This window comes from Lysobacter enzymogenes (assembly GCF_023617245.1).
GTDB classification, from domain to species: domain Bacteria; phylum Pseudomonadota; class Gammaproteobacteria; order Xanthomonadales; family Xanthomonadaceae; genus Lysobacter; species Lysobacter yananisis.
On sequence record NZ_CP067396.1, the window covers coordinates 1,142,061 to 1,155,650 of the forward strand.

Sequence of the window (13,590 nt, forward strand, 5' to 3'; positions counted from 1 at the left end):
GAAGTCGGTTAAGCGGGGTGGACAAATCGTCCCGGGCGCGGGCCGCGGGTTGCTGTGGGAGGCCTTCGGGCCCGACGCCTTGCGCTCAGCCCGCCGCGGACCCGTCGTCCAGGCACTCGGCCAGGAACTCCAGCGGATGCAGCACCGGCGCCGCGGTCCCGTTGGCGAGGTGCAGCCGGCAGCCGATATTCGCGCTCAACAGCCGCGTCGCCCCGCTGCGTTCGAACTGCGCCAGCAGCGGCGCGCGGTATTCCGCCGCGCGCGCCGGTTCGGTCAGCATCTGCGTCCCCGACGCGCCGCAGCAGCCGAATCCGGCATCGAGTTCGATCACCTCCAGCCCCGGCACCGCCGCCAGCAACCGGCGCAGCGCCGGCCCCGACTTGACCACGTTGCGCTGCGTGCACGGCAGGTGCAGCGCGACCCGCTGCGGCGTGCGCCGCCAGCGCAGCGCGCCGGCGCATTCGGCCACGAACGCCAGCGCGTCGGTCGCGTGGGCGCCGTCGCCGAGCGCCCGGCGCAGGCTGTCGTGGCAGCCGCTGGCGAGGCTCAGCACGGTGCCGCGGCCGGCGAAGGCGGCGCGATTGCGCGCCGCCAGCGCGGCCGCGGCGGCGGTATCGCCGGCGTGCTCATGCAGGGCGCCGCAGCAGCCTTGGTCCGCAGCGATGTCGAGCTCGATGCCGAGGCCGCCGCACAGCCGCGCCAGCGCCGCGCGCAACGGCGCTTCATAGGCGCCGGCGACGCAGCCGACGAACAGCGAAACCCGCGCCGTCGACGCGCCGGCCCGGCGCGGCAGGGCGCGAACCCGGCCCGGTGGCCGCGGCAACGGTCGAGCGGCCATCGGCAGCAACGGGTAGGCGGCGCGGTACACGGCCAGGCCGGCGGCGAGCGCGCGCGGCCGCGCCGCCAGCCGTTCGACCAGCCGCTGGCGCCAGCCGGCGGGACGCCGTTCGCGCTGGCGGCTGCGCGCGGCGACCAGCAGGCGGCCGTATTCGACCCCGGCCGGGCACACCGCCTCGCAGCTGCGACAGCCCAGGCAGTGGTCCAGGTGGGCGTCGGACGCGGCGGTGGCCGGGATCGTGTCCAGCGCCCAGGCCCGGGCCAGGGCGATGCGGCCGCGCGGGGATTCGGCTTCCAGCCGGTCGTGGCCGTAGGTCGGGCAGGCCGGCAGGCACAGGCCGCATTGCACGCAGCGGTCGGCCAGCGCCGCCAGTGGATCGCCCTGGGCCGCAGCCGCTGCGAAGTCCCCGGACGGAGCGGTCGGCAAGGCCCCGGGGCCTGGCGGAGCGGGCTGCGGCGGGGCGGCGGACATGGGCGCGATGCTAGCATGGGCGGTCCGGCGGCCCGTCCCGCCGACTTGCACGCAGCGCGGACGGCCGCTATCATTCCGCCTCTTGCGTTTCGTATTCCACAACGCGAGGCGAAGTTCCGCCGCAGGTTGCCCGCCTGGGCCGCGACCGGAACCAGCCCGACCAGGCACCCATAGCAGACTCTCAATGAAGACCTTTACCGCTAAGAACGAGACCGTCCAGCGCGACTGGTACATCGTCGACGCGACCGGCAAGACCCTCGGTCGTCTCAGCACCGAGCTGGCCCGCCGCCTGCGTGGCAAGCACAAGCCCGTCTACACCCCGCACGTCGATACCGGCGATTACCTGGTGGTGATCAACGCCGAGAAGATCGCGGTCACCGGCAACAAGCTGCAGGACAAGATGTACTACCGGTTCACCGGCTACATCGGCAACCTGAAGAGCGAGACCCTCGGCCAGGCCCTGGAGCGCCACCCGGAGCGCGTGATCGAAATCGCGGTCAAGGGCATGCTGCCGAAGAACCCGCTGGGTCGCGCCATGTACCGCAAGCTCAAGGTGTACAAGGGCTCCGAGCATCCGCATGCCGCCCAGCAGCCGCAGCCGCTGGACATCTAAGGTAAAGGCACGAATATGGCTATCCAGCAGAATTACGGCACCGGCCGCCGCAAGTCCTCCACCGCCCGCGTGTTCCTGCGCAAGGGCGACGGCAAGATCACCATCAACCAGCGCTCGCTCGAAGAATTCTTCGGCCGCGAGACCGCGCGCATGATCGTGCGCCAGCCGCTGGAACTGACCCAGTCGACCGACAAGTTCGACCTGACCATCACCGTCGCCGGCGGCGGCATCACCGGCCAGGCCGGTGCGATCCGCCTGGGCATCGCCCGCGCGCTGGTCGAGTACGACGAAACGCTCAAGGGCGAGCTGCGCAAGGCGGGCTTCATGACCCGCGACGCGCGCGAAGTCGAGCGTAAGAAGGTCGGTCTGCACAAGGCGCGTCGCGCCACCCAGTTCTCGAAGCGCTAATCTTCGCAGGCTGGTCGTTCCGCGGCTTCAAATTGTTTTTGCAGTCGCGGAATTTTGCGCTAGAATCCGTTTTATAGCCCCGTCGCCAAGCGGTAAGGCATCTGACTCTGACTCAGACATTCGGTGGTTCGAATCCATCCGGGGCTGCCAAACAAGATCGCTAAGAACCGCAAGGTTCCAAGCGCAACAGGAAACCCGCCGCAAGGCGGGTTTTTTGTTGTCCGCATTCCGCAAGCTTCGTCCGCAGCCCCTGTAGGAGCGGCGCAAGCCGCGACCGCGACACTGCATCCACCGCGCAACCGTTCGCGAGTGCGGCATCCGCGACGCGCGACATCGCGCGCGTCCGTTTTCCTCGGCGTTCGTTGCGGCCGCGTCGCGGCCTGCGTCGCTCCTACAGGGGCTTCGGCGGCTTCAATCGAGCTCGCGGATCAGGCTGATTTCGTCGCGCAGCGGGATGCCGTGGCGGCCGATCAGCGCGATCGTCGGGTCGGCTTCGCGTTCCAGGTCGATCGCGCCCGGCACCAGTCGGTACAGACGGAAGCCGCGGCGCTGGTAGAAACGCAGTGCGTCGAGATTGTCGTTGGTGGTGCGGGTGAGCAACCGCCGCAGGCCGAGCGCGCGGGCGCGCTGCGCGGCGCGTTCGATCAGGGCCGTGCCGAGGCCGGCGCGCGGACGCACGGCGTCGAGGGTGACGATCTCGCAGTGTTCGCTTTCATCGAGCAGGGTGATCAGCGCGGCGATCCTGCCGGCGTCGCGGGCGAGGAAGCCGGGCAGGGCGGCGGCGTCGATGGCGCGGCCGTCGAGCAGGATCGTGGCGCTGTTCCAGCGTTGCCGCAGGAACGCGCGCACGGCGTCGCGGTCGCCCGGTTCGAGCGCGCGCAGCGCACTCGGTTCGGCGGCGGGTGCGGTGGACGGGGCGTGGGAATCCATGCCCGAACTCTACCCAGCGCTGCGCCATGCGGTGAGGTCGGGTCTGGCGACTGCGGCCCGCGGTTCCGCAGGCCCTCGGCAAGCGGCCCCTCGGCAAGCGGCCGGCGCTGGCCCACAATTGCGTCTGTCGCGGGCGCCGGCCGCGGCTGCGCGAGTCGGCCGGCAAATCCGTTACACTTGAAACCAATTGCGCTCCCGAGCGGGGAGCGCCTGTACCGACTGCACCGAATCGAGGCCTGGATGAAACTCGGAACCCTGAAGGAAGGCGGCCGCGACGGCACGCTGATCGTCGTCGCGCGCGACCTGAGCTGCGCCGTGCGCGCCACCGGCATCGCCGACACCCTGCAGCGCGCGCTGGAGGACTGGTCGAACGTGGCGCCGCGCTTGAACGCGCTGTCCGACGCGCTCCACGAGTTCCGCGCCGACGGCGTCTTCGCGCTCGACTTCGCCGCCCTGGCCTCGCCGCTGCCGCGCGCCTACGAGTTCGTCGACGGCAGCGCCTACCTGCCGCACGTCGAGCGCGTGCGCCGCGCCCGCGGCGCCGAAGTGCCGGAAAGCTTCTACGTCGACCCGCTGATGTACCAGGCGGTCAGCGCCGGGTTCTACGGCCCGCGTGATCCGGTGCGGGTGCCCGACGAGGCCTATGGCATCGATCTGGAAGCCGAAGTGGTGATCGTCACCGACGACGTGCCGATGGCGGCGACGCCGGAGCAGGCCGCCGGCCATATCCAGTTGGTCGGCCTGGTCAACGACGTTTCGCTGCGCAACCTGATCCCGAACGAGCTGGCCAAGGGCTTCGGCTTCCTGCAGTCCAAGCCGCGCTCGGCGCTGAGCCCGGTGTTCGTGACCCCGGACGAGCTCGGCCCGGCCTGGATCGACAGCAAGGTGCACCGACCGTTGACCACCCACATCAACGGCGAATGGTTCGGAGCGCCGGAAGCCGGCGTGGACATGCAATTCAGCTTCGCTCAACTGGTGGCGCACGCGGCCAAGACCCGGCCTTTGTCGGCCGGCACCATCGTCGGCTCGGGCACCGTCGCCAACGAGGACACCTCGCTCGGCGCGTCGTGCTTCGCCGAGAAGCGCACGGTGGAAACGCTGGAGCACGGCAAGCCGCTGACCCCGTTCATGAAGTACGGCGACACCGTGCGCATCGAGATGTTCGACGCCGCCGGCGCCAGCATCTTCGGCGCGATCGAGCAGCGCATCGAGAAGCCGTAAGCGCTTCGCCGGCGCGCGTACCCGCTACGCTCGCACGACCACAGGGGAACGGGCGCGGCCCCGCCGCGTCCGCTCCCCTTTTTTGTTGCGCCGCGCTCCCGCCTGACGGTGGCGGGCGCGGGACGAACGGCGATGCGCGCGCCGTCGCGCCCGGCTAAGGTGCCCAACGCGCATACGCGGACGCGCGTGCGGGCCGCGCCGCTTCGGTTCCGCACCGACGCTCCGTCGCCCCGCTTCGCCCGTTGCATTCCGCCCCAACGAGTTCCCAGCAAGGTCTACCGGTGAACGATCAACTGCGTCTTCATTCGTACTGGCGCTCCAGCGCCTCCTATCGCGTGCGCATCGGCCTCAACCTCAAGGGCCTGGAGTACGAGACCGTGCCCGTGCACCTGGTCCGCAACGGCGGCGAGCAGCACGATCCGGCCTATCGCGCGCTCAACCCGCAGGGCCTGGTGCCGGTGCTGCAGCACGGCTCGCGCACGCTGACCCAGTCGATCGCGATCCTGGAGTACCTCGATGAGGTCTGGCCGCGGCCGAACCTGTTGCCGACCACCGCGCGCGACCGCCACCGGGTGCGCGCGATTGCCCAGACCATCGCCTGCGAGATCCACCCGCTCAACAACCTGCGCGTGCTGCAGTACCTGGACGGGACCTGGAACGTGCCGCAGCCCGAGCGCGAGGGCTGGATCAAGCACTGGATCGTCGAGGGCTTCACCGCGGTCGAGGCGATGCTGCGCGAGCATCCTGCCACCGGGGTCTTCTGCGAGGGCGACACGCCCGGGCTGGCCGATTGCTGCCTGATCCCGCAGCTCTACAACGCGCGCCGCTTCGGCGCGCCGCTGGAGGCGTTCCCGACCCTTCTGCGGATCGAGCGGGCCTGCCTGGAGTTGGCGGAGTTCGATCGGGCACGGCCGGAGAACCAGCCGGATTGTCCGCCGGCCTGAGGCGCGGCGGGCTGGGACAGGCCGGGCGGCTGTAACAAAAGCGTCGGGGCTGAAGCCCCTCCCACAAAAGCCGACTTCGCGGCCAAGGCTTTTGTGGGAGGGGCTTCAGCCCCGACGCTTTCCGCTCCGCCGCGACGGACGCTGCAACGAAAACGGCCGCCCGAAGGCGGCCGTCCTGTTTCCTGCCCGGCGATCGCTCAGTGCGCCGCCGACGCGTCGTACATGTCCGCGTACGGATCGTGCTCGCCGGTGCCGCCCTCGGACAGGCGGAACTTCAGCGCCAGGCCGTCGCGCGAGTCGGCCGCCTTGAGCGCCTCCTCCATCTCGATCCTGCCTTCCTTGTACAGGCGGAACAGGCACTGGTCGAACGACTCCATGCCGTCTTCCAGCGACTCTTCCATCGCCTGCTTGATCTCGTGCACCTGGCCGCGGCGCATCAGGTCGCGGATGTGCGGGGTGTTGATCAGCACCTCCGCGGCCGGGATGCGGCGTCCGTCGGTGCCGACCACCAGGCGCTGCGACACCACCGCCTTGAGGTTCAGCGCGAGGTTCATCAGCACGTTCTTGTGCGCGGCCTCGGGGAAGAAGTTGAGGATGCGCTCCAGCGTCTGGTCGGCGTTGTTGGAGTGCAGCGTCGCCAGGCACAGGTGGCCGGTTTCGGCGAAGGCGATGGCCGCCTCCATCGTGGTGGCGTCGAGGATTTCGCCGATCAGGATCACGTCCGGCGCTTCGCGCATCGCGTTCTTCAGCGCGTTGTGGAAGGCGTGGGTGTCCAGGCCGACCTCGCGCTGGTTGACGATCGACTTCTTGTGCTTGTGCAGGTACTCGATCGGATCCTCGATGGTGAGGATGTGGCCGGCGGTGTTGCTGTTGCGGTGATCGATCATCGAGGCCAGCGTGGTCGACTTGCCCGAGCCGGTGGAGCCGACGATCAGCACCAGGCCGCGCGGGGCCATGATGATGCTCTTGAGCACCTGCGGCAGCTGCAGTTCCTCGATGCTGGGGATCACGCTGCGGATCGCGCGGATCACCATGCCGACTTCGCCGCGCTGCTTGAACACGTTGATGCGGAAGCGGCCGGCGTCGGGCAGGGCCAGCGCCATGTTGAGTTCGAGGTCGCGCTCGAACTGCGGGACCTGGCCCTCGTCCATCAGCGAGTAGGCGATCTTCTTGACCATTCCCGGCGGCAAGCCGGTGTTGCCGAGCGGGTACAGGCGCCCCTCGACCTTGATGTAGACCGGCGCGCCAGTGGTCAGGAACATGTCCGACGCGTTCTTTTCCGTCATCAGCTTCAAGAAATAGCCGATGTCCATGCGTTCTCACCCCGTTGTTGACGCCGCGAGCCGTTGCAAGCAGGCTGGCGGCTTGACGACAATGTTCACCGCGCGTCTTCCCTTCCGCACGGCACTCCCCAGAATGTCCGCAAGCTTCGCACAAATTCGTTTGCCGCTGCTGGCCGCAGTTCTCGCTTCGACCCTGGCCGGTTGCGCCTCCACGCCTCCGCCGACCGGCGAGCTGTCCGCCGCCCAGCAGGCGGTCATGCGCGCCGACGACGCCGACGCCGACCAGTACGCGCCCCAGGACCTCAACGCCGCCCGCAGCGCGCTCAGCGCGGCCCAGGGCGCGTTGTCGCAGGGCAAGGCCGAGGACGCGCGGCGGCTGGCGCTGCGCGCGTCGGCCGAGGCCGACCTGGCCTTCGCCCGCAGCAAGGAGGCGCTCACCAATGCCGAACTCAACCAGCGCCGCAACGAGGTGGCCGAGTTGCGCCGCCGTTTGCAGGGAGGTGGCCAGTGAGCCGGCGTGAGTCGCTCCTGCGCGCCGGCCTCGCCGTCGCGCTCTCGCTCGCCGCGGCGGGCGCGGCCGCCGCGCCGGCGGACGATCCGGAGCTCGCCCGCCTGTCGCAGCGCCTGACCGTGCTCGAGGCCAGCCCCGACACCGCCCAGGTCGGCACCTTCGAGCGCTACCGCGCGCGCCAGGCCATCGACGCCGCGCGCGAGGCGCGCAGCCGCGACCGTCCCGCCGCGGTGCAACTGGCCGACCGTCGGGTCGAGACCGCCGAGATCGTGGTGCGCACGCAACTGGCCCAGCGCGAACTCGACCGCCTGGACCGCGAGCGCAGCGAACTGCTGGTGGAAGCCAGCCGCCGCGACGCCGACCGCGCCCGCGCCGAGGCCGAGCGCCTGCGCGTGCAGGCGCAGATCCAGGCCGAGGAGGCCGAGCGCCTGCGCCAGGCCGCCGACCAGGAAGCCGCCGCGCGCCAGCAGGCCGAGGGCCTGCTCGACGATGTCGCCGGCAAGCAGGCGGCCAAGCTGCGCGCCGCGCGCGAACGCGACGCCGAGCTGGCGCGCAGGGAAGCCGAGCTGCTCGGGGTCGAGCCGCCGCCGGCGACGCCCAAGCCGAAGCCGAAGAAGAAGTGAGCGCGCGGGGCCGAGCCCCGAGCGCTGCGAGCATCGCCGACGAGCCGGGCCTGCGCCCGGCTCGTTGCGTTTGGCGCCGTGGTTTCGGATCCGAAGCGGTCGGCGTAGCGCGTTTGCGCGCCGACCCGAACGCTTTTGTGGGAGGGGCTTCAGCCCCGACGCTTTGCGTTCGGATCGCGTTGACCGGACCCAAGAGCGTCGGGGCTGAAGCCCCTCCCTCCCGGTCCGGGCCCAGCCGAAAGCGTCGGGACTGAAGCCGCTTCCACCCGGGCCAGGCCCGGGCGGCGGACAGTCTCGCCCGAGCGGCGGCCAAGCCAGGCGGGGCCTGGGTTTGAGCGCGGCGAGCGCGCAACGGAGCCGCTTTAGACGTGCCTGGGAAAACCAAGAAAAATCAGCCGCTTGTGCCATCGCGCCGCCGCTCGTCGGCGATCTTGCCGGAACCTGAAACCGCTTGCATCGCGCCCTTGCCGGAACCGGGATGCAGGAGTAGGGTCGGTTATCCGAGCGGCGCGAATAACGCTCGGCGAAGAGCCAGGCCGATGACGCAAATACCCCTTCAGCAGGAGTCCGGTGCCGCCCACGAGGGCGCGGCCGGACTTCGTGAAGCCGGCGCCGCGCCCTGCCTGACCGACCATCTCACGCTCCCCCGTAACGCCCTGGCCGCAAGGCCGGGGCGTTCGCATTCGTGCTGAAGGAGGCTTTTCATGTTCGAAGAACGACCGCAGCCTGAAATCGACGCGCTCATCAAGAGCAACCCCGAGTTCAAGCAGCTCTATCAGCGCCACAAGGACCTGGACAAGAAGGTCATGGACGCCGAACTCGGCGTGTTGCCGATCGACGACACCACGCTCGGACAGATGAAGCGCGAGAAGCTGGCCGCGAAAGACCGCCTGCTGCTGCTGTACGAACAGCAACACCACTGAGCCACCGCCCGCGCCGCCACGACGGCGGATGCGGGTGCGGACCCCCGGCGTTGCGCCGGAGGTCCGCCGGCCGGCGCGGAGCCGGTCATCGATCCAGGGCGGGGCCGGTCCAGGCCGCCTCGTCCTCGAAGCCGGCGCCGGCCCGCGGCGCGGCCTCCAGACTCAGCGCGGGCGGCGGCGGCCATCCTCGTCGGTCGCCGCCGTCCGCGGCTGATACTTGCGAATACGGACGATGGCTTCGGGCAACCGCCTGCTTCGGCGGACTGTCCCGGGGCCCCGCGTTTCTGTGGCAGACGCTCTTGTGGGAGGGGCTTCAGCCCCGACGCTTTCCTCTCGGATCGCAGCGACCGGGCAGAAGAGCGTCGGGGCTGAAGCCCCTCCCACAAGAGCCCCCAGCCGGAGCCGTCTTGGCTGGCCTGGACGCCGGTCCCTGACCGCCCAGCCTCGGCAGCCGCCGTCCCCCGCCGCCGCGCGGCTGGCTAGAATGGCGCGATTCGCCGCACGGTAGCGGCTCGCAGGAATCGCATGGCCATCCATAACTCGGTACTCGAACTCATCGGCAATACCCCGATCGTCAAGGCCCAGCGCCTGGACACCGGCGTGTGCGAGCTTTATCTCAAGCTCGAATCGCAGAATCCGGGCGGTTCGATCAAGGACCGCATCGGCCTGTCGATGATCGAGGCGGCCGAGAAGGCCGGCAAGATCAAGCCCGGCGACACCCTGGTCGAAGGCACCGCCGGCAATACCGGCATCGGCCTGGCCCTGGTCGCCCAGCAGAAGGGCTACAAGCTGCTGCTGGTGGTCCCGGACAAGATGAGCCGGGAGAAGATCTTCAACCTCAAGGCGATGGGCGCGCAGGTCGTGCTGACCCGTTCGGACGTGGCCAAGGGCCATCCGGACTACTACCAGGACCTGGCCGAGCGCATCGCCCGCGAAACCCCCGGCGCCTACTTCATCAACCAGTTCGGCAATCCCGACAACCCGGCCGCGCACGAGTTCGGCACCGGGCCGGAGATCCTGGCGCAGATGGGCGGCCAGCTCGACGCGATCGTGTTCGGCTGCGGCAGCTCCGGCACCATGACCGGCCTGTCGCGCGCCTTCGCCGAGCACTCGCCGACCACCGAGCTGGTGCTGGCCGATCCGGTCGGTTCGATCCTGGAGGAGTACATCAACCGCGGCACGCTGTCGGACAAGTCCGCCAGTTGGATGGTCGAAGGCATCGGCGAGGACTTCCTGCCGCCGATCTCCGACTTCACCCGGGTCAAGAAGGCCTATGCCATCGCCGACAAGGAAAGCTTCCTGACCGCGCGCGAGCTGCTGGAGAAAGAGGGCATCCTCGGCGGCTCCTCGACCGGCACCCTGCTGGCCGCGGCGCTGAAGTACTGCCGCGAACAGACCGCGCCGAAGAAGGTGCTGGTGTTCGTCTGCGACACCGGCAACAAGTACCTGTCGAAGATGTACAACGACTACTGGATGCTCGACAACGGCTTCATCCAGCGCGACCAGCACGGCGACCTGCGCGACCTGATCCTGCGCCCGTATTCGCAGCGCGATACGGTCGTGGTCGGCCCCAACGACCTGTTGGTGACCGCCTACCAGCGCATGAAGCTCTACGACGTATCGCAGCTGCCGGTGATGGACGGCGAGCAGATCGTCGGCATCGTCGACGAGAGCGACGTGCTGCTGCACGTGTACGGCGACGAGTCGCGCTTCCGCGATCCGGTCTCGACCGCGATGGTCAGCAAGCTCGACAAGATCCAGGTCGGCGAGCCGATCGAATCGCTGCTGCCGGTGTTCGATCGCGGCCATGTCGCGATCGTGGCCGACGGCGACCGCTTCCTCGGCCTGATCACCCGCATCGACCTGCTCAACTTCCTGCGCCGCCGGGTGCAGTGATCGCGACCGCGCCGGCCGCCTCCGTGGCGGCCGGCGCCTCCCGCGGCCAACACAACACCGGCCGGGCGCCGCGGCGCGGAGGCCGGCGCACGCGGCCGCGGCGATCCGCCGCCTTCCTGAATCCGCGTTCAGCCTGCGCCCCGATGGCGTGGCCCGCCCGCAGGCGCGGGCTCCGTCACAGTGCCACTGCACGCGGCCTGAAGTGCCAACGCGTGAACCCGGAGCCTCACGCGGGCGATGTTAGAATTCACGGTTACGCCTATTCGGCCGAATTCCCGGCCGTCATGCAGCGCACGGAACCGAATTCGATGAGCCACCAACCGCCGCAAGACGGCTCGCGCAAGCCCGGCCTGGGCACCCTGGCGATCCACGCCGGCCAGTCCCCGGACCCGAGCACCGGCGCGGTCATGCCGCCGATCTACGCGACCTCGACCTACGCCCAGAGCAGCCCCGGCCAGCACCAGGGCTTCGAGTACTCGCGCAGCCACAACCCGACCCGCTTCGCCTACGAGCGTTGCATCGCCGGCCTGGAAGGCGGCAGCCGCGGCTACGCCTTCGCCTCCGGCCTGGCCGCGACCTCGACGATCCTGGAGACGCTCGACGCCGGCAGCCATGTGATCGCCATGGACGACGTCTACGGCGGCACCTACCGCCTGTTCGAGCGCGTGCGCCGGCGCAGCGCCGGGCTCGACTTCAGCTGGGTCGACTTGAGCGACGCGGCCGCGTTCGAGGCGGCGATCCGCCCCGAAACCAAGCTGGTGTGGATCGAGACCCCGACCAACCCGCTGCTGAAGCTGGTCGACATCGCCCGGATCGCCGAGATCGCGCGCAAGCGCGGGCTGATCGTGGTGGTCGACAACACCTTCTCCTCGCCGATCCTGCAGCGCCCGCTGGAACTGGGCGCGCACATCGTCATGCACTCGGCGACCAAGTACCTCAACGGCCACTCCGACATCGTCGGCGGCATCGCCGTGGTCGGCGACGCGCCGGAACTGGAAGAGCAGCTGACCTTCCTGCAGAACGCGGTCGGCGGCATCCAGGGCCCGTTCGACAGCTTCCTCGCCCTGCGCGGCCTGAAGACCCTGCACCTGCGCATGAAGGCGCACTGCGAGAACGCGCAGGCGCTGGCCGAATGGCTGGAAACCCACCCGAACGTCGAGAAGGTCCTGTACCCGGGCCTGAAGTCGCATCCGCAGCACGAGCTGGCCAAGCGCCAGATGCACGGCTTCGGCGGCATGATCAGCCTCTACGTCAAGGGCGGCATGGACGGCGCGCGCCGGATGATGGAGCGCTGCCATCTGTTCACCATCGCCGAATCGCTCGGCGGCGTGGAGAGCCTGGTCAACCACCCGGCGGTGATGACCCACGCCTCGATCCCGCCCGACCGCCGCGCCGCGCTCGGCATCGGCGACAACCTCGTGCGCCTGAGCGTGGGCGTGGAGGACGTGGCGGATCTGCGCGACGAGCTCGAGCGGGCCCTGGCGGGTTGAGGCCGGTGGCCGCTTCCGCCGACGCCACGCCGGACCGATCCTCGGGCCAGACCGCGATGTCCAGCGCCGATTCGGGAATGCTGCTGCTCGGGCTGTCGGCGTGGGTGCGCCGGCAGTCCTGGCTGCGCGCGCTGTACCGGCGCTTCCCGCAGCGCCTGCGCGACAAGGTGTCGTTCATGCTGGCCGCGCGCGCCAGCCGGCGCGCGCGTTTCGCGCATACGCCGGCGTGGTCGCGCGCGCTGCCGGAGCAGGCGGCGATCGCCGCGCCGGCCGCCGTGCGCGACGACACGCCGGGCGTCAACATCTTCGCCTACCTGCGCGGCCAGTTCGGTCTGGCCGAGAGCGCGCGCATGTACGGCCGCGCGCTGATCGAGGCCGGCTATCCGGTCGCCCTGCACGACATCGCCATCGACCTGCCGCACGGCCTGGCCGACCGCAGCCTCGACGCCCACATCGGCGAAGACGCGACGCACGCGATCAGCATCATCTTCGTCAACCCCGATTACCTCGACGAGGCGCTGCGCCACATCGGCGAAGCCAAGCTCAAGGGGCGTTATCTGATCGCCTGCTGGTTCTGGGAGCTGGAGGAGATTCCGGCCGACTGGCTGCCGGCGCTGGACCAGGTCGACGAGATCCTGGTCGCCACCGAGTTCGTCGAGCGCGCGTTCCGGCGCGTGACCGCCAAGCCGATCCTGCGCGTGCCGCTGCCGTTGTGCCCGGTGCCCGACAGCGGCCTGACCCGCGAGGACTTCGGCCTGGCGCCGGAGCGCTTCGTGTTCCTGGTGACCTTCGACTTCAATTCCTGGATCCACCGCAAGAACCCGTTCGCGGTGGTCGAGGCGTTCCAGCGCGCGTTCCCGCCCGAGCGCGACGACGTGCAGCTGTTGCTCAAGTCCAGCAACGGCTACCGCCATCCCGACAATTTCCTCAGCCTGCTGGCGCTGGGCGCGCGCGATCCGCGCATCGTCGTGCGCGACGAGGTGATCGACCGCGCCCACGTGCACGCGCTGCAGCGCTGCGCCGACGCCTACGTGTCGCTGCACCGGGCCGAGGGTTTCGGCCTGGGCCTGGCCGAAAGCATGGCGCTGGGCAAGCCGGTGATCGGCACCGGCTGGTCCGGCAACCTGGAATTCATGGACGAAAACGACAGCTGCCTGGTCGGCTACAGCCTGGTGCCGGTCGGCGAGGGCGAGTACCCGCATCCGCCCGGCGCGCTGTGGGCGCAGGCCGATGTCGAGCAGGCCGCCGCGCACATGCGCCGGCTCGCCGACGATCGCGCCTTCGCCGCCGAACTGGGCCGGCGCGCGCGCGAATCGGTGCGGCGCACGCTGGCGCCGCAGGCGGCCGCCGACGCCATCGCCGCGCGGCTGCGCGACATTTCCGCGACCTTGGCGCGCGACGCCGCGCCGTCGCGTCCTGCAATCGAGGGGAGTCCCTGA

The 13,590-nt window shown here is 70.0% G+C and carries 15 protein-coding genes, 1 tRNA gene and 2 pseudogenes; 13 read left to right on the forward strand and 5 right to left on the reverse strand.

The genetic code is table 11. The features are described 5' to 3' along the window. Positions 1 to 85: 85 nt before the first annotated feature. A complete protein-coding gene (locus JHW41_RS04935) occupies positions 86 to 1,264 on the reverse strand; it encodes a (Fe-S)-binding protein (protein ID WP_250449223.1) in 1,179 nt (392 codons plus the stop codon). 229 nt (positions 1,265 to 1,493) lie between these two features. Here JHW41_RS04935 and rplM point away from each other — a divergent pair, with 229 nt between their 5' ends. From rplM to JHW41_RS04950, 3 genes are all read left to right on the forward strand, one after another. Further along, positions 1,494 to 1,922 (forward strand): 50S ribosomal protein L13, encoded by a 429-nt coding sequence (rplM, locus tag JHW41_RS04940; RefSeq protein WP_057948912.1) that lies wholly within the window; start codon positions 1,494 to 1,496, stop codon positions 1,920 to 1,922. A gap of 15 nt (positions 1,923 to 1,937) precedes the next feature. Next, positions 1,938 to 2,330 (forward strand): 30S ribosomal protein S9, encoded by a 393-nt coding sequence (rpsI, locus tag JHW41_RS04945; RefSeq protein ID WP_057948911.1) that lies wholly within the window; start codon positions 1,938 to 1,940, stop codon positions 2,328 to 2,330. Between the two features lie 75 nt (positions 2,331 to 2,405). After that, a tRNA-Gln gene (locus JHW41_RS04950) sits at positions 2,406 to 2,480 on the forward strand. 261 nt (positions 2,481 to 2,741) lie between these two features. Here the strand turns inward: JHW41_RS04950 and JHW41_RS04955 are convergent. Then, entirely contained in the window at positions 2,742 to 3,260 is a 519-nt protein-coding gene (locus JHW41_RS04955) for a GNAT family N-acetyltransferase (RefSeq protein WP_250449224.1), read from the reverse strand. 240 nt (positions 3,261 to 3,500) lie between these two features. Between JHW41_RS04955 and JHW41_RS04960 the strand changes: the two genes are divergently transcribed. Then, the gene (locus JHW41_RS04960) at positions 3,501 to 4,481 is read left to right on the forward strand and encodes a fumarylacetoacetate hydrolase family protein (RefSeq protein ID WP_123646873.1); all 981 of its coding nucleotides are present in this window, start codon (positions 3,501 to 3,503) and stop codon (positions 4,479 to 4,481) included. A 281-nt stretch (positions 4,482 to 4,762) separates the two neighbouring features. Next, on the forward strand, positions 4,763 to 5,425 hold the full coding sequence (maiA, locus tag JHW41_RS04965) for a maleylacetoacetate isomerase (protein WP_057948908.1): 663 nt from the start codon (positions 4,763 to 4,765) through the stop codon (positions 5,423 to 5,425). Positions 5,426 to 5,622: 197 nt separating this feature from the next. Here maiA and JHW41_RS04970 read toward each other — a convergent pair whose 3' ends face one another. After that, a complete protein-coding gene (locus tag JHW41_RS04970) occupies positions 5,623 to 6,738 on the reverse strand; it encodes a PilT/PilU family type 4a pilus ATPase (RefSeq protein ID WP_057948907.1) in 1,116 nt (371 codons plus the stop codon). Between the two features lie 103 nt (positions 6,739 to 6,841). Here JHW41_RS04970 and JHW41_RS04975 point away from each other — a divergent pair, with 103 nt between their 5' ends. The 3 genes and pseudogenes from JHW41_RS04975 to JHW41_RS26400 all read left to right on the forward strand — a co-directional run bounded on the left by JHW41_RS04975 (position 6,842) and on the right by JHW41_RS26400 (position 8,096). Beyond that, entirely contained in the window at positions 6,842 to 7,219 is a 378-nt protein-coding gene (locus JHW41_RS04975; RefSeq protein WP_078996049.1) for a DUF4398 domain-containing protein, read from the forward strand. After that, a pseudogene (locus JHW41_RS04980) lies at positions 7,216 to 7,812 on the forward strand (hypothetical protein); the annotation flags it as partial. The gene JHW41_RS04975 and the pseudogene JHW41_RS04980, both read left to right, overlap by 4 nt. Before the next feature lie 26 nt (positions 7,813 to 7,838). Then, positions 7,839 to 8,096, forward strand: coding sequence for a DUF6053 domain-containing protein (locus tag JHW41_RS26400; RefSeq protein WP_428995453.1), 258 nt, complete (start codon positions 7,839 to 7,841; stop codon positions 8,094 to 8,096). Here JHW41_RS26400 and JHW41_RS26405 read toward each other — a convergent pair. Next, positions 8,012 to 8,227 (reverse strand): annotated as a pseudogene (locus JHW41_RS26405) (hypothetical protein); the annotation flags it as partial. The gene JHW41_RS26400 and the pseudogene JHW41_RS26405 overlap by 85 nt on opposite strands. 319 nt (positions 8,228 to 8,546) lie before the next feature. Here JHW41_RS26405 and JHW41_RS04985 point away from each other — a divergent pair. Continuing rightward, a complete protein-coding gene (locus JHW41_RS04985) occupies positions 8,547 to 8,765 on the forward strand; it encodes a YdcH family protein (RefSeq protein ID WP_057948905.1) in 219 nt (72 codons plus the stop codon). A 162-nt stretch (positions 8,766 to 8,927) separates the two neighbouring features. On the opposite strand, the gene JHW41_RS26410 is transcribed toward JHW41_RS04985, so the two are convergent. Then, on the reverse strand, positions 8,928 to 9,149 hold the full coding sequence (locus JHW41_RS26410; RefSeq protein WP_428995454.1) for a DUF6053 domain-containing protein: 222 nt from the start codon (positions 9,147 to 9,149) through the stop codon (positions 8,928 to 8,930). On the opposite strand from JHW41_RS26410, the gene JHW41_RS26415 reads away from it, so the two are divergent. The 4 genes from JHW41_RS26415 to JHW41_RS05000 all read left to right on the forward strand — a co-directional run bounded on the left by JHW41_RS26415 (position 9,067) and on the right by JHW41_RS05000 (position 13,590). Next, the gene (locus tag JHW41_RS26415; protein WP_428995455.1) at positions 9,067 to 9,273 is read left to right on the forward strand and encodes a DUF6053 domain-containing protein; all 207 of its coding nucleotides are present in this window, start codon (positions 9,067 to 9,069) and stop codon (positions 9,271 to 9,273) included. The genes JHW41_RS26410 and JHW41_RS26415 overlap by 83 nt on opposite strands. Before the next feature lie 17 nt (positions 9,274 to 9,290). Then, a complete protein-coding gene (locus tag JHW41_RS04990) occupies positions 9,291 to 10,661 on the forward strand; it encodes a pyridoxal-phosphate dependent enzyme (RefSeq protein ID WP_250449226.1) in 1,371 nt (456 codons plus the stop codon). A 308-nt stretch (positions 10,662 to 10,969) separates the two neighbouring features. Beyond that, the gene (locus JHW41_RS04995) at positions 10,970 to 12,151 is read left to right on the forward strand and encodes a cystathionine gamma-synthase (RefSeq protein ID WP_250449227.1); all 1,182 of its coding nucleotides are present in this window, start codon (positions 10,970 to 10,972) and stop codon (positions 12,149 to 12,151) included. Positions 12,152 to 12,207: 56 nt separating this feature from the next. After that, entirely contained in the window at positions 12,208 to 13,590 is a 1,383-nt protein-coding gene (locus JHW41_RS05000; RefSeq protein WP_250451416.1) for a glycosyltransferase family 4 protein, read from the forward strand.

Bases quoted from the DNA above. Each gene is read 5' to 3' on its own strand.
- rplM (WP_057948912.1), top strand. From the start codon at position 1,494: ATGAAGACCTTTACCGCTAAGAACGAGACCGTCCAGCGCGACTGGTAC.
- rpsI (WP_057948911.1), top strand. From the start codon at position 1,938: ATGGCTATCCAGCAGAATTACGGCACCGGCCGCCGCAAGTCCTCCACC.
- JHW41_RS04955 (WP_250449224.1), bottom strand. From the start codon at position 3,260: ATGGATTCCCACGCCCCGTCCACCGCACCCGCCGCCGAACCGAGTGCG.
- JHW41_RS04960 (WP_123646873.1), top strand. From the start codon at position 3,501: ATGAAACTCGGAACCCTGAAGGAAGGCGGCCGCGACGGCACGCTGATC.
- JHW41_RS04970 (WP_057948907.1), bottom strand. From the start codon at position 6,738: ATGGACATCGGCTATTTCTTGAAGCTGATGACGGAAAAGAACGCGTCG.
- JHW41_RS04975 (WP_078996049.1), top strand. From the start codon at position 6,842: ATGTCCGCAAGCTTCGCACAAATTCGTTTGCCGCTGCTGGCCGCAGTT.
- JHW41_RS04985 (WP_057948905.1), top strand. From the start codon at position 8,547: ATGTTCGAAGAACGACCGCAGCCTGAAATCGACGCGCTCATCAAGAGC.
- JHW41_RS04990 (WP_250449226.1), top strand. From the start codon at position 9,291: ATGGCCATCCATAACTCGGTACTCGAACTCATCGGCAATACCCCGATC.
- JHW41_RS04995 (WP_250449227.1), top strand. From the start codon at position 10,970: ATGAGCCACCAACCGCCGCAAGACGGCTCGCGCAAGCCCGGCCTGGGC.
- JHW41_RS05000 (WP_250451416.1), top strand. From the start codon at position 12,208: ATGTCCAGCGCCGATTCGGGAATGCTGCTGCTCGGGCTGTCGGCGTGG.